General features: G+C 64.1%; 13 protein-coding genes. 3 read left to right on the plus strand and 10 right to left on the minus strand.

Features of this window, described 5'->3' with window-relative positions:
- On the minus strand, positions 1-423 hold a 423-nt coding region (locus JF616_16920; GenBank protein ID MBW8889440.1), incomplete at its 3' end, for an outer membrane lipoprotein carrier protein LolA.
- 160 nt (positions 424-583) lie between these two features.
- Here JF616_16920 and JF616_16925 point away from each other — a divergent pair.
- Positions 584-1,546 (plus strand): hypothetical protein, encoded by a 963-nt coding sequence (locus tag JF616_16925; protein ID MBW8889441.1) that lies wholly within the window; start codon positions 584-586, stop codon positions 1,544-1,546.
- A 46-nt stretch (positions 1,547-1,592) separates the two neighbouring features.
- A complete protein-coding gene (locus tag JF616_16930) occupies positions 1,593-2,963 on the plus strand; it encodes a hypothetical protein (protein ID MBW8889442.1) in 1,371 nt (456 codons plus the stop codon).
- Between the two features lie 295 nt (positions 2,964-3,258).
- Here the strand turns inward: JF616_16930 and JF616_16935 are convergent, their stop codons facing one another.
- The 5 genes from JF616_16935 to gatA all read right to left on the minus strand — a co-directional run bounded on the left by JF616_16935 (position 3,259) and on the right by gatA (position 7,704).
- Positions 3,259-3,837, minus strand: coding sequence for a methyl-accepting chemotaxis protein (locus JF616_16935; protein ID MBW8889443.1), 579 nt, complete (start codon positions 3,835-3,837; stop codon positions 3,259-3,261).
- A 121-nt stretch (positions 3,838-3,958) separates the two neighbouring features.
- Complete coding sequence (rph, locus tag JF616_16940) at positions 3,959-4,702, minus strand: ribonuclease PH (protein ID MBW8889444.1); 744 nt, start codon at positions 4,700-4,702, stop codon at positions 3,959-3,961.
- Entirely contained in the window at positions 4,695-5,576 is an 882-nt protein-coding gene (locus JF616_16945) for a prephenate dehydratase (GenBank protein ID MBW8889445.1), read from the minus strand. Before JF616_16945 ends, rph begins: the two co-directional genes overlap by 8 nt.
- Positions 5,577-5,607: 31 nt before the next feature.
- The gene (locus JF616_16950) at positions 5,608-6,183 is read right to left on the minus strand and encodes a C40 family peptidase (GenBank protein ID MBW8889446.1); all 576 of its coding nucleotides are present in this window, start codon (positions 6,181-6,183) and stop codon (positions 5,608-5,610) included.
- A 102-nt stretch (positions 6,184-6,285) separates the two neighbouring features.
- Entirely contained in the window at positions 6,286-7,704 is a 1,419-nt protein-coding gene (gene gatA / locus JF616_16955; GenBank protein ID MBW8889447.1) for an Asp-tRNA(Asn)/Glu-tRNA(Gln) amidotransferase subunit GatA, read from the minus strand.
- A 136-nt stretch (positions 7,705-7,840) separates the two neighbouring features.
- On the opposite strand from gatA, the gene JF616_16960 reads away from it, so the two are divergent.
- Positions 7,841-8,395, plus strand: coding sequence for a dihydrofolate reductase (locus JF616_16960; protein ID MBW8889448.1), 555 nt, complete (start codon positions 7,841-7,843; stop codon positions 8,393-8,395).
- 72 nt (positions 8,396-8,467) lie between these two features.
- Here JF616_16960 and JF616_16965 read toward each other — a convergent pair whose 3' ends face one another.
- The 4 genes from JF616_16965 to JF616_16980 form a co-directional block, all read right to left on the minus strand.
- Entirely contained in the window at positions 8,468-8,779 is a 312-nt protein-coding gene (locus JF616_16965) for a DUF4321 domain-containing protein (protein MBW8889449.1), read from the minus strand.
- Between the two features lie 18 nt (positions 8,780-8,797).
- The gene (locus tag JF616_16970) at positions 8,798-9,919 is read right to left on the minus strand and encodes a trypsin-like peptidase domain-containing protein (protein ID MBW8889450.1); all 1,122 of its coding nucleotides are present in this window, start codon (positions 9,917-9,919) and stop codon (positions 8,798-8,800) included.
- Positions 9,906-10,649, minus strand: coding sequence for a tRNA pseudouridine(38-40) synthase TruA (truA, locus tag JF616_16975; protein MBW8889451.1), 744 nt, complete (start codon positions 10,647-10,649; stop codon positions 9,906-9,908). Before truA ends, JF616_16970 begins: the two co-directional genes overlap by 14 nt.
- Positions 10,650-11,253: 604 nt before the next feature.
- Positions 11,254-13,218 (minus strand): hypothetical protein, encoded by a 1,965-nt coding sequence (locus JF616_16980; protein MBW8889452.1) that lies wholly within the window; start codon positions 13,216-13,218, stop codon positions 11,254-11,256.
- Positions 13,219-13,815: the final 597 nt, after the last annotated feature.

Raw genomic sequence — 13,815 nt, forward strand, 5'->3', positions numbered from 1 at the left:
CGCAGCCGCCTTGCGGATGGCCTGCTTGGTCTGGGCATGGTATTCCCAATAAGTCGTTCCGTCCGAAACGAAGGTGCCGCCCGGGATCTCCAGGCGGAACTTGTCCGCGCCCTTGAGCAGGAAACGCCCTTGGTATGCATCATGCTTATCGAGGGCGGCGTTGTAGACCTGGGCGGTGAATTTCAGCGAGAGATCCTGGGCTTCGCGATGGAAGGCGATGGCTTTGCGGAGCGCGGCCTTGGCTTCCTTGAAGGCGGAGGAATCGGCCGGGGCGGCCGTGGCCGCGGGCCCGGCGGCTACGGGCGGGGCCGCCGGCGCATCGCCCGCCAGCGCCGTCCGCGCGGATGCGGCCATGCCGATCGCGATCAAGATCGCAATCGCCGGTAACAAGCCGCGCCCATTGGAATTCGCCGAATCCGCCACGAATCGTTTCCTATTCATTAACGCCAGGTTAATAAACGAAAAAGGCGATGGAAAGCCAACGAGGAATGGGCGACCAGGCCGCAAGCCCTTTTCCGGCGGGATTGGAGGGCCTTGCGCGGGGCCCGCGCCGGAGATGACGGCGGGAATATTTCTTAGTTTTATGCGCATGGAAAACGCCTCCCCCATGGACGAGAAGCTCCAAATACTGAAGCGCATCGAAGACATCGGGAACCGGGACTTCGACGGCGTCGACGTGACGAAATTGCTTCGGGGCTATTTGCAAGCCACCGATCCGGAGATCATGCTTTCCGCCTTGCAAGCCGCCAGCAATTACGCCAGCGACGAAGGGCTCTTCCAGGACATCTTCAAGATGGCCCACGAGTATCCGGACGAGGAAGTGCGGGCCATGGCCAATAGTTGCCTGGGCGCCGTGATCCAGGACGGGCTCGAATTCGAGGAAACCTTGCCGCAGGGATTCCCTTCCGGATACGCCCAAGTGTCCCGCGACTTCTATATGGAAGTGCGGGAATTCCTTTTGGAAAAAGTCGACGCCCCCATGGAAAGCATGGAAGTGCGCCGCCGGGCGCTGGAGGCCCTCGGTTATCTCGCCTTCCAGCCGGAAGTGCGCGCCATCGTAATGCGCTTCTACCATCAGGCGCCGAACCCCTACGTGCGCGTCAGCGCCCTGTACGCCATGGGCCTGATCAAGGACGCCGTCTTCGAACGTCTCATCCTGGAAGAACTTTATTCCACCAGCGAGCCCGCCCTCCTGGAAGCGATCCATTCCGCGGCTTGCCTGGAACTCCACGCCGCCGAGGATCGCCTGCTCGCCTTGACCAAGTCCGCCAGCACGGACGTGCGTTACGAATCCATCCTGGCCCTGGGCACGGTCGCCCCCTTGTCCCGCCTCCCCGAGATCCTGAAGACGGTCGAAGCCGTCGAGCAGAACGAGGAAGTGCGCGAAGCCATCAAGGCGGCCAAGATCACCCTCCAGCAACGCTCGGCCATCAAGCAGGGCGAACCCATCTGGGACGACAACCTCATCCTCAACGAGATCGAGGATATCCTGGAAAACCGCGAAGCCGGCGGAGGGGAAGATCTCCCCGGCAAGGACGGGGAGTAGGGACATCCTTTCCCGCCCCTTCTTCTCCGGCATCGCCGGAACGGGCATGAGCGCCCTGGCGCAATACCTCGCCTTCCAAGGTTCGGCCGTGGCCGGATCGGATCGCAGCCTCGATCGCGGAGCCGAGGCGGAAAAGCGCGCTTACTTCCAACGCATCGGCGTGCGCCTTTCCCCTCAGGACGGGACCGGGCTGGACGGTTGCACCTGCCTGGTCGTCTCCACCGCCATCGAGGACGCCAACCCGGAAGTGCAGCGCGCCCGCGCCCTGGGGATGCCCATCATCCACCGCTCCGATCTGCTCGCCGAACTGGCGCGCAGCAAGAAGACCATCGCCATCTCCGGCACCTCCGGCAAGTCCACGGTGACGGGCATGGTCTGGCATGTGCTGCAAGCCGGGGGCCTGGAGCCCTCCCTCATCACCGGCGCCAATCTCAACTCCCTGATGGCGGAGGGATGGCTGGGCAACGCCAAAGCCGGGTCCGGCGAATGGCTGTGCATCGAGGCGGATGAGTCGGACGGGAGCCTGGTGAAGTACGCCCCCGAGATCGGAGTCATCCTCAACGTCGAGAAGGACCACAAAGAAATCGCCGAACTCATCCCGCTCTTCATCCGCTTCCGCGATCAAACGGCGCGCCGCGTGATCGTGAACGCCGACGATGCCCATTGCCAGGCGCTACGGCGCCCCCAGGACGCCGTCTTCCGGAGCGCGGGGATGGCCGACGGGGCGGCGCAACGCGTCCGATACGGGGACTGGGAAACCGCCTTCAGCTTGGCTGGAACCGATTTCATCTTGAACGTTCCGGGCAAGCATAACCTGGCCAACGCCATGGCGGCCTTGGCCATCGGCCGCGAACTGGGGATCCCCTTGGAAGCCTGCGCGCGGGGCCTGGCGGCCTATCGCGGGGTGGAGCGCCGGCACGTGCGCGTGGGCGAAGCCGGCGGCGTCACCGTGGTGGACGATTTCGCCCACAACCCCGCCAAGGTGCAGGCCTGCCTCGCCACCGTGAAGGCCGCGCCCGACGGCGGGCCCCGGCGGGTGTTGGCCATCTTCCATCCGCACGGCTTCGCGCCCATGAAACTCATCGGCGAGGATCTGATCCGCGGGGCGGCCGACGCGCTGGACGCCGGCGATCGCCTTTTCCTGCCCGAGATCTACTACGCGGGCGGCACCGCCGACAAAAGCATTTCCTCCGCCGATCTGGCGCGGTCGGCCAACGCCCTCAAGCCCCAGGCCGGCGGGGCTTTCGCGCGCTTCTTCCCGACCAAGGACGAGGTCATCGCCGCCGTGGCCGCCGAAGCCCGTCCGGGCGATTGGGTGGTAAGCATGGGCGCGCGCGACCCTTCCCTGGGCGATTTCGCCGCGCGCTTGTTCGCGGCCATCCGCGCAGCGCGCGGGACCACCAGCCCCGGAACCTGATGAACGAGGCCCTACGCGCCCCCAGGTTGACAAAGGCCGACTCAATTACGACCTTCTAGGCCCGGTTTTTGAACGATCTCCATACGGAGAAAAGGAAGCAGATGCCTTGCGGTAAGAAGCGTAAGCGGAAGAAGATGGCGACCCACAAGCGCAAGAAGCGCCGTCGTCTGAACCGCCACAAGAAGAAGCTCGTGTAATCCTGCCGCGGGCGGCAGGCTCGCGGCTGGCAACCATTTCCGTCCATCGGAAGAAAAGGGCCCCTAGGCCCTTTTCTCGTTTAAGTCGTTTTTATGGCTTAGGCTTCCGTGGACGCGCGCTCGGAAGCGATGCGGATGGACGCCGCTTTCGGCGACAATGGCAGATTGGCCTCGGTGATCTGCCTTCGCATGTCCTCGATGATCTTGGCGTAGGTCTCCCCCACCTTATTGCAGGCCGCTTCCAGGGTCTGTAGATCGTCCCCCGGACGGAACTTCAGGCGATATCCCAAATCCCCGCTGCTCACGACTTCGGCCCATTTGCTGATGCGATAGATAGGCACCGAAATCTTCCGCGAGAAATACAGGCTCAAGGCCAGCCCGACCGCCAAGGACACCACATCGGCGATGACGAAGGCCGGCACGATCACGTCCATCAGGTTTTCTTCCAGCAGGGATTCCATGGTATTGAGGCTTCCCGCGTCGCCCGGCATAAGCGCGCCGGCGTCCTGGGCATGGTAGTGCAAATAGAACAAGGTGCAAATGGCCATTGCCATCACCACCCCGGCCAGGTTCACCACCGCCAGCAGACGGATGATGTAAGGCCATTGGAATTCCGGTAGGATGATGAAGTTGCGGACCGGGTGCCGGGGATTACGGGCCGGAGTCTTTTCGGGCATGCCCCATTATAGGGACCCGGCGCCCGGATCCGGCAAGCGCGGCCGGCCGGGCATTCGGTCCGGGGACCACAAGAATCACAAATCGGGACTCGTCGGGCCGGGAAACCCGGATCGGGCGCCCTTAGGGCAGCACCGCTCCCAGGAACCTCTTCTGCAGGGTAACCAACTCGTTACAGCCCTTCTCGGCGAGGTCCAGCATGGCGTTCAGTTGCTCCCGCGAGTAGGTCGACTCCTCCCCGGTGCCCTGCACTTCCACGAAGTGGCCCTTGTCCGTGCGCACCACGTTCATGTCCACCTCGGCCTCCGAGTCCTCCACGTAGCAGAGATCCAGCATGGGCTCGCCGCCCACGATGCCGACCGAAACGGCCGAGACGAAATGCCTAAGGATGGGCCCGGCGGGCGGCAGGGCCGTCGCGGAAGGAGGTTGGGCCGCCTTGATCCTTTGCAAGGCCTTGGCCAAAGCCATGAAGCCGCCGACGATGGAGGCCGTGCGCGTGCCCCCGTCGGCCTCGATCACGTCGCAGTCGACCACGAAGCTCCGCTCGCCCAGGGCTTCCAGGTCCACCACGCCGCGCAAGGCCCGGCCGATCAGGCGCTGGATCTCCTGGGTGCGTCCGGAGGCGCCGGCCCGCTCGCGCTTCACGCGCGTGGTCGTACTGCGCGGCAAGAGGCTGTATTCGGCGGTGACCCAACCCTTGTTCTTGCCCTTCAGCCAACGCGGCAATTCCTCTTCCAGGCTGGCGCAGCATAGGATGCGGGTCTTGCCCACCTCGATGAGATAAGATGCCTCGGCGGAGGAAACGAAATCCTCGGTGATCTTGATGGGGCGCAGTTCGTCGCGCTTGCGGCCGTCGATTCTAGGCATGCTTGCTCCGGTTGGCGGGTACGGGACGGGATCCGGCGCGCGGCGCGCGCGGATATCCGCCCAGGATCTTGAGACGGGAAACCAGGGGCTCGAGCTCGCGCAGGGCCTGGGCCACGGCCAGGGCGCCGGGGCCGCCGGCCAGATCGGCATAGAACCAATATTCGAAGGGCGAGAGCGGATTAGGGCGGGATTCGATCTTCAGCAAGTCGATGCCGCGCCCGGCGATTACCCCTAAGATGGCATGCAAGCTTCCGACCGCATTGCGCTTGGGCATGAAGGCCAGGCTGGTCTTGAAAGGCAGGCCCGCCGTGGTGGACCGCTTGGCGGGCAAGGGCCGTTTGGCCACGGCCAGGAAGCGGGTGAAGTTATCCGCATGGTTCTGCAAGTTACGCTTCAGCACCTTGAGCCCGTAGAGCTCGGCGGCGTAGGCGCTGGCGATGGCGCCGATATGGATGGGGGCTTCCCGCGCCAGGGATTCGGCCGCGCCGGCGGTATCGAAATAAGGCGCGGGCTTGATGCCTTTATTCTTTGCGAAGAATCCGCTGCATTGGGCCAGGGCCTGGGGATGCGAACGCACCTCGGTGATGGCCCGTAAGGAAGCGGAGGGATGGCAGAGCAGCGCATGCTCCACCTTCAGGTAGGCCTCCCCCACGATATGCAGATCCCGATCCAGAAGCAGATCGTAATTCTGATGGATACTGCCGGCCAGGGAGTTCTCGATGGGCAGGATGCCCCGCTCCGCCGCGCCGCCGGCCACCGCGTCGAACACGTCGGCAAAGGATTCGCAGGGAAGGGTACGTACGCGGGAACCCAACAACTGCTTGCTGGCCAACTCGCTGTAGGCGCCATGTACGCCCTGGAACGCGGCTTTCATGGGCCAAAGATAGGTGCACTCCAGCGGGGATTCAATCGGATGCGGCGTCCAAATGGGATGCGGCATCCAAACGGCGCGCCCCCGCGTAATGATCGCCGAAGTAGGGCGCGTCCAAGGCCGAATACGCCACGCCCACGCTGGTGGCCGAGTGGATGAAGTAGCCCTTGCCCATATAGATGCCCGCATGATCGATAAAGCCCAGGTTCTCGAAGAACACCAGATCGCCCGGCGCCAGGGAGGCCCGCTCCACGGCCGCGCCGCGATGATACAAGGCGGAGGAATTGTGGGGCAGATCCACCCCATAGACCTCGGCGAACACCTGCCGGATGAAACCGGAGCAATCCATACCCGAACGGCTCTGGCCCCCGAAGCTGTAAGGCACCCCGAGATAGGCCTCCGCCGCCTTGCGCAAGGGGTCCTCCCCGGTGGAGACATGCTTCAATGCGGCCGGTACGATGGGCGTGGGGGTCAGGGAGGGATCGGGCATGATGTAGCCGCCCGCATTCCGGTTATAGTAAGGACGGACCAGGGGGCCGCAGGCGGAGAGGAAGAGTAAAGGGCCGACCGCTAGTAGGATCTGGGGGAGCGACCGTGCGGCATGGGTCATTCCTGGAATCTAGCCATTTCGGAAGTCGCGCGCCGCTCCGAATGCGACCGCCAGCGAACCCCTAGGAGAAGGTTTTTTTAAGGGAAACCTTTTGCGATACCGCTAGGCCGCCGCGGATTCAGCGGCGGCGGCCACCTGGAGCAATTCTTCTTCGCCGAACGGCTTGCCGATGAACTGCAGACCCACCGGGAATTTACCGACCTTGGCCACCGGCTGTGAGGACGCGGGCAGGCCCGCCAGGTTCACCGCCACCGTATAGATATCGCCCAGATACTGCGCCATGGGATCGGCGTAGATGGCGCCTACCTTCGGCGGCAAGGTGGGCATGGTGGGCGTTGCCACCACATCGCATGTCGCGAAGGCGCGGTTGAAATCGTCGGTGATGAGGCGGCGGACTTTCTGCGCCTGCATGTAGTAGGCATCGTAGAAGCCCGAACTCAGCACGTAGGTCCCGAGCAGGATCCGCTTCTTCACTTCTTCGCCGAAACCCTGGGAGCGGGTCTTCGCGTAGAGGCTGAACAGATCCGTCACGTCCTTGGCGCGTACGGTATAACGGACACCATCGTAGCGCGACAGGTTGGCCGAGGCTTCGGCGGTGGCGATCACGTAGTAGGCGGCCACGGCGTATTTGAAACTGGGGATGGACACCTCGCGCAGGGTCGCGCCGGCCTTCTGCAAAGCTTCCAGCGCCTTCATCACCGCGTCGCGGACCTCGGGCTGCAGGCCCTCGCCGAAGCATTCCTTGGGGATACCGATGGTTTTCCCCTTCGCGCCTTTACCCAGGGAGGCGGTGAAATCCGGCACGGGCTGTTGGGCCGAGGTGCTATCGCGCTCATCCCGCCCGCAAATGGCGTTGAGGACCAAGGCCGCATCGGCCACGGTGTTCCCGAAGCTGCCGATCTGATCGAGGGACGAGGCGTAGGCCACCAGGCCATAGCGCGACACGCGACCATAGGTGGGCTTCACGCCGACCAGGCCGCAACAAGCCGCCGGCTGGCGGATGGATCCGCCCGTATCCGATCCCAAGGACGCGAGCACCGTACCCGAGGCTACCGCCACGGCCGATCCTCCCGAGGATCCGCCGGCGATCACGCCCTCGTCGAGCGGATTCTTGGGGGCTCCGAAGGCGCTGGTCTCCGAGGTCGCGCCCATGGCGAACTCGTCCATATTGGTCTTGCCCACGATCACGGCTCCAGCCGCCTCCAAGCGCGCCGCCGCGGTGGCATCGTAAGGGGATTCGAATTGGGCGAGGATCTTCGAACCGCAAGTGGTGCGGCCATGAGCGGTAACGATATTGTCCTTCACCGCCATGGGGATGCCCGCCAAGGGGCCCAGCTTTTCCCCGGCCGCGCGCCGCTTGTCCAAGGCCCGCGCCCGTTCCAGGGCGGAATCGGCCAGCACCGAGATGTAGGCGTTCAGGCTTTTCTTAGCCTCGATCCGGGCCAGCGAATCGAGGGCCAGGGATTCGGCGGTGATCTCCCCGGCTTGGACTTTCCGGGCGGTTTCGGCGAGGGTTGCCATAGAAAAAGGGCCTTGAAAGAGGAACCCGGCAATATAGAAAAGGGGCGAACGGATTAGATTTTCCCGTCGCTGTCGGGTTCGTTCTATTCGCGGCCGCCCGCCCAGGTTATCTTCCCAAGCAAGGAGGATTTTACCGATGGGCAGAATCGTGATTTCGGAATGGATGAGCTTGGACGGCGTTTTCGATGCGACCTTGATGGCGGAGTGGTTCAACCCTTTCCATAGCGATCGCCGGGGGGCATGGATCCGCGCGGGCATCGATGCCTGCGAATCCATGCTTTACGGCCGCACGACCTATCAGATGCTCGCGCCTTATTGGTCGGCGTTACAGAACAACGAGATGGGCGTGGCGGCGAAGCTGAACGGCGTGCGGAAGTACGTCGTTTCCGCGACCCTGGAAAAGGCGGATTGGGAAAATTCCATCGTCATCAAAACCGATGCGCTGAGGGAAATCTCCCGGCTCAAGGCGGCGGTGGCGGGGGACATGCTTCTGACCGGAAGCGCGACCCTGGCGAAAGCCTTGCTCGAGGCCGGCCTCGCCGATGAGTTAAGGGTGCTGATCCAGCCGATCGTCATGGGGAAGGGCCGGCGGTTTTTCCTGGAGGGGATGCGGAGCCGGTTGGAACTCATCGGGACGGAAACCCTCGATCTCGGCGTGACGGCCCTGACTTACAAGGCCGCCAAGCCATAGCGGTCCTGGGGGAATCGGACCGCGGCGATGGATGCGGCTGCGTCGGAAGCGGCGTCCCCCGCCATCTTATCGTTAACCGCGGTTGGACCACTTCATGAAATAAAGGGAAAGCGCCACCCCGAGGATGCTGCAAGCGTTGAACTTGAGGCCCAGCCCTAAGCGTAGCTTGACCGTATACAGATCGATGGCCCAGCCGTCGCGGTAGCCCAGATCGAGCTCGAAGGCTTTCACGAAGAAATTGCGGATCGGGTTATTCATATCGCCGCCGGATAGGACGCCGATCTGGCCGAGCACCACGCCCAGCACCTCGCCCAGGATGCCGCCCAGCACCAGGCCCAACAGGATGAAAACAACCAATCGGCCCACGCCGGCATTCCTATTCATGCTCTCCATCTCCTTCCCTCAGAAGATCTTCGTTTTATGCGGCTTTTCCTCGAGCAGGATCGAGGTTTTCCGCTTCTCGTTCCCGCGCTGGAACTGTATCTCCACCGACTCGCCCACTTGGAACAATTTGAACACATCCTGGATATCCTGCAAGGTGGCGATGCGCTTGCCGGCCACCTCGTAAATCAGATCGCCTACCTTCAGCCCCGACTTCTCGCCCGGGGAACCGCGATCGACGCCGGCCACGGTCACGCCCGGGCGGTTCTCGTCGATGTTCGGGTCGGCATAGATGCCGGTGGTGAACTCGCGGATGCGGCCGTACTTGATCAGTTCGTCCATCACCAGCTTGGCCTTCTGGATGGGGATGGCGAAGCCCAGGCCGATGGAGCCCTGCGATTGCCCGCCGCCCGTGAAGATGAAGGTGTTGATGCCGATGACCTTGCCGTCGGCGTTGACCAAGGCGCCTCCCGAGTTGCCGGGATTGATGGACGCATCGGTCTGGATCATGTTGTGGTAATGGATGTCGCTGTTGCTGCTGAAGGAACGGTTCACGGCGCTGATGACCCCGACGGTAACGGTTGGCTTGGTGTCCCCGATCAGATAGCCGTACGGATTGCCGATGGCTACGACCCATTCACCGATCAGATTGTCCGGTTTTTCCTGCAAGGATGCCACCGGAAGATCGTTGGCCTTGATTTTGACCACGGCCAGATCGTTGGCCCCGTCGGCACCGACGAGCTTGGCCTGCAACTGCCGACCGTCGGGCAAGGTTACCGTGATGCCTTCCAGCTGGCCGCCCTCTTCCCCTCCTCCGACCACGTGGCTGTTGGTCAGGATAAACCCCTCTTTGGACACGATGACGCCCGATCCCAGGCTGCTCATCTCCTTGCGGCGGTATTGGGGTCCGAACAGGTCGAAAAAGGGATCCTGGAAGAACGGATTGCCGTAGGCGACGACGGCGGACCGGCGCACGGTGATGGAGACCACCGAAGGCGCCGCCTTCTCGGTGGCCACCACGATGGCTGTGCGGCGCGCGTCGGAAGGGTTGCTGCCCTGGGGATTGATGGGGAGCGCGTTGTCGGCGGCCCAAGCGGACAGGGCCAGCAGGCATGCCAGGGTTAGGGATTTAGACGTAGTCATAGTCGGCGTAGGCGACCCTTTCCAGGCACAGGCCATGGGCCGGGGCCCAAATACGTTCGCCCCGGAAAGCTCCATCAAGGATCAGACGCATGGTTCCTTCGGAAAGGGCGCCGCGTCCTATCTCGAAGGCCGCGCCCACGATGGAGCGTACCATTTTGTGCAGGAACCGGTTCGCTTCCAACGTCACCTCAAGGAAAGCCGCATCGGCCGTGGCTTCGGCCCGGAGGACCTCGCACTCGGTCCCTTTCCCGTCGTCCCGGGGCACGCAGAAGTTAGCAAAATCGTGCTTGCCGACCACTTCGGAAAGCGCGCCCCGGAAGCGATCGAGATCGATAGAAAAGCCGGGATGCCATGCGAGCGCGCCGAACAATGCGGTGGGACGCAAGGCGATGCGGTAGCGGTAGCGTCGCGAGAGCGCCGAATAGCGCGCATGGAAATCCGGCGCGCATATTTCCAAGCCGCGGATATAAACGGCGTCGGCGGTAAGGGCGTTGACCGAGCGCTGCACGCGGCGGCCGTCGAGCTCGACCTCGCTATCGAAGTGGGCTACTTGCCCGGAGGCATGCACGCCGGCATCGGTGCGGCCCGCTCCGGTGACGGCGACGGGCGCACGCAAGCAAACGCCGAAGGCGCGCTCCAACTCCCCCTGAACGGTGGGCTGTCCTGGCTGGACCTGCCACCCGGCGAAAGCGGAGCCGAGATACTCGACGGCGAAGCGATAGCGCGGCATGGGCGGGAAAATAGGAAAAGCGGTGAGCCGCTGCCCCGAGGTGGGTCTGGGGCGGGGGTGCGGGGGGCGCGGCTCAGACAGGGCCTTGCGATGGGTTGGATCTTTTCGCAGCGCGCGAGGCTGGTGCGTCCGCGTATAGATGGGCTGGGTCGCGCATCGTTAACGCGGACTGTCGATGGGCGGGATCGGTCACGCCTCGCGCGCTACGACGGCCCTGATTCGCCGCTCCCCCCGCACCCCCGCCCCCGCTCCGCTGGGCGCGGATCCCCGCTTTCCTTTTGCGCGATGGACCTATGGGGCCGGTCTGGCGTAGGCCTTGTGCCATTGTCGCCCGCGGGTCGATTGCCTTCGCCGGGTTTTAGCCGCCGAGGCTGGATCGAAGGGGTGGGTCGCGGTGCGGAGGACGGGCCGTGCCGGTGCGGGGGGCGGCGAATCGAGGCGGAGCGAGGAGCGGGAATGGGGATCGATACCAGGGAGTCGAAAGCCCGCGCTCTTCAAATGCGCGGGCGCCCCCATTCCCGCTCCTCGCAACGACCCACTGCGGTAATTAGCCTCGTCTGCGCCGCACCCCGCACCGGCACGGACCGGGACCCACAAAGCAGACTCACCCCTTCAGATCAAGCAATCCCGAAGGCCGCACGCTTCCAGGCGAAGACAAAGCCGGCGCGTCTGCGGGAAGCATTTCGTAGCTCCACGAGGAGACCTTGAAGTCGAGCAGGGCCAGGGATTTCTCGAGCTCGGGCAGGGAGCGCGTGAGGAGGTCGCGGACGTCGGTGAATTGATTCTTGAAATCCAGGCGCGCGCCTTGGGGTTCCCAGGAAACCCCCACGTTCACGCGGCCCATATGCTTGGCCTGGGTCTCCACCTTCACTTGCAACGGCCCTTTGGGGCCCTTGCGGCCTCGCCCGTCCTTGCCGCCGTCATCGCGGCGCCAGGTCACTTGCAAGTTACGCCATTCCTGGCCCTGGTAATAGAAGAACTGCGTAGGCTGGCCTTCCGGGATGGGAGCCTCTTGCGGCAGCGACGAGGCGACCGCTTGGAGCAGGAATTTGGCGACCTCGTGTTCCTTGCCGGTCGTCGTCGCGGGGTCCTTGGCCAGGGACAGCAAATCCGCGGACCGGAAGGCTTCGGGCAAAAGCTTGCGAAGCCAAGCGACGGAGGCTTCCGGGCTTTCGCCCGCTTCCTTGGCCGCGGCCAGGAGAGTGCCGACGGTCTCCGAGGCGGCGGCAGGATCCGTCCCCGCGCGGAGTCGCAGGAGGGTTTCGGGACGAAGCAACGCGCTTTCTTCGTTCGGCTTCACGTCCTTCATCAGCTTAAGGAAGGCGCGGGGATCCCTCACGGCATCGCCCCAAGCCTTGGCTTGCCCGACCGGATCTTGCTTATCGCGGGGAAAGGAAACGAAAAGCTTGAGGAGATCATCCATCTGTTCTTGCTTGGGAATGGCGGCCGGTTGCCCGGGCGCGGGGGAAGCCAGCAACCCGCTCTGCGACAATACCGCGCCGAAATCCTGCACCAGTTTGCCGTAGTAGGGCTCCTGCTTGAATTCCTGCAAGTACCGCGAGGCCAGCAGCATCCCTTGGCGCATCCCGGGATCGGCGGCCTTCAAGGCATCGCGCAAACCGGCAGGTAAAGTTTGCGCCGGATCCGAAAAGCGCACCTGCAAGCGGCCAGCCTGCCGTTCCAGGGTGAAGTCGGAGAATTCGCCCGGCTCCAGCGCTTGCGGCGAGAATGCCTCCAAGGTATTCCCGCCCATGTCCAGGGCGTAACGGAACATCGGTTGACGAACGCCCGGAGCTCCGGTCGGGGCGGCTGTTCCGGCTGCGGGCAGGCCGGATGCTGCGGTTCCGGGCGTTCCGGCCGCACGCGGCGATCCAGACGATCCAGGGGAAGCGTAACTTCCGCGATCCGCGGCGAGGAGGATGCCATCGGCGGGCCGGCGCTCGGCGATGCGTCCGAACCAAGGCGCATGGCCCTCCCCGGCTTCGGCGGGCAAGAACGCGTCGGTCTTCCGGGCCGCAGGCGCTTGGGCCGGGGCCGACTCGTCTCCGGCAGGTCGGGTCAGGGGACGGAGCAATTCGGACATGGCCGTCTTGGAGGCGGGATCTCCCGGCGAAGCCTCGAGGGAGTCGAGCAAGGCCGAGGCCATTTCGGGATCAATCCCCGCCAGCGATTGGGCCAGGAATTCCTTGCCGCCTTCCTGGTCCATGGCTTGCAGCATCAGTTGGGGGAGGGTGAGGCCGGCAAATGCGCTGGGGGCGGGCGCCGCAGGGGTTCCGCCCGGAGCCGTGGGCCGGTTCCTGCCGCCCATCCAATTCACCAACTGCGCTTCGAAGGCCCGCAGATCCTTCAGGGCATCCAGGTTGCGGGGTAACGTGTAGCTTACCCCCTCCAAATCCCCCTGCCCTGCGGCCGCCGCTTGGCCCTTCGCGATCACCACCTCGCCGTTGCCGGGAAAGGACAGACGGACCTTGTCCCCCACCTGGAAATCCCCATCGGCCTTCAAACGCATGCGGCCCTGGGGGTATTGGATCTCGACGGTCTGGGCGCCCTCCTCACGCTTAACCCCCACCACGGTTCCCGCGAAAACCGGAGTTCCACCGGATCCACGATCCGAACCGGAAGGGCCTTTGAGCGGGGATGATAAGGATGCGCCGGAAGTATCCATAAGGGGGCATTGTATTATACGGTTGCGTGAGGGCAAACCTTGAACGCGCGACGAAGCCGTTACGGGGAGGGTTTGGGTTCTTTGGGGCGATGCGAAGATTGGGGTCGGTGCGTCGGGGTGGGCGGGCGCCTGGCTCAGACGAGGCCTGGTGTTGCGTTGGGTCGCCCGGCACCCCGTGCCGCGCAACGGTCGCGAATCCAGGGACTGGTCTTAAAGCGGAATCGCGACCTATCGATGGTGGGATCCGAATGCGCGGCACGGGATGCCGACGGCCTCGATTCGCCAGTCGCCCGCCCACCCCACCGCCCCGTCGCCACCCTCGGATTCGCCGCCCACGACCTCCCCCCTCGCGCCCTCTTGATCGCGGCGGGTGCGGAATGAGCGGCGTCGGAAAACGCGGCCCTCACCCAACGATTGACCTTTTTTCCAAGATCCGCGACCGAACATTGTTCCAAAGGCGAACCTTGCCGGGGGTAAGCTTTCCCGATTTAGCCGAGCCTC

The organism is Fibrobacterota bacterium, assembly GCA_019509785.1.
GTDB lineage: Bacteria > Fibrobacterota > Fibrobacteria > UBA11236 > UBA11236 > Chersky-265.

What these genes read in the sequence shown, in the direction of transcription:
- JF616_16925 (MBW8889441.1), top strand. Translation starts at nt 584, where the DNA reads ATGCGCATGGAAAACGCCTCCCCCATGGACGAGAAGCTCCAAATACTG.
- JF616_16930 (MBW8889442.1), top strand. Translation starts at nt 1,593, where the DNA reads ATGAGCGCCCTGGCGCAATACCTCGCCTTCCAAGGTTCGGCCGTGGCC.
- JF616_16935 (MBW8889443.1), bottom strand. Translation starts at nt 3,837, where the DNA reads ATGCCCGAAAAGACTCCGGCCCGTAATCCCCGGCACCCGGTCCGCAAC.
- rph (MBW8889444.1), bottom strand. Translation starts at nt 4,702, where the DNA reads ATGCCTAGAATCGACGGCCGCAAGCGCGACGAACTGCGCCCCATCAAG.
- JF616_16945 (MBW8889445.1), bottom strand. Translation starts at nt 5,576, where the DNA reads ATGAAAGCCGCGTTCCAGGGCGTACATGGCGCCTACAGCGAGTTGGCC.
- JF616_16950 (MBW8889446.1), bottom strand. Translation starts at nt 6,183, where the DNA reads ATGACCCATGCCGCACGGTCGCTCCCCCAGATCCTACTAGCGGTCGGC.
- gatA (MBW8889447.1), bottom strand. Translation starts at nt 7,704, where the DNA reads ATGGCAACCCTCGCCGAAACCGCCCGGAAAGTCCAAGCCGGGGAGATC.
- JF616_16960 (MBW8889448.1), top strand. Translation starts at nt 7,841, where the DNA reads ATGGGCAGAATCGTGATTTCGGAATGGATGAGCTTGGACGGCGTTTTC.
- JF616_16965 (MBW8889449.1), bottom strand. Translation starts at nt 8,779, where the DNA reads ATGAATAGGAATGCCGGCGTGGGCCGATTGGTTGTTTTCATCCTGTTG.
- JF616_16970 (MBW8889450.1), bottom strand. Translation starts at nt 9,919, where the DNA reads ATGACTACGTCTAAATCCCTAACCCTGGCATGCCTGCTGGCCCTGTCC.
- truA (MBW8889451.1), bottom strand. Translation starts at nt 10,649, where the DNA reads ATGCCGCGCTATCGCTTCGCCGTCGAGTATCTCGGCTCCGCTTTCGCC.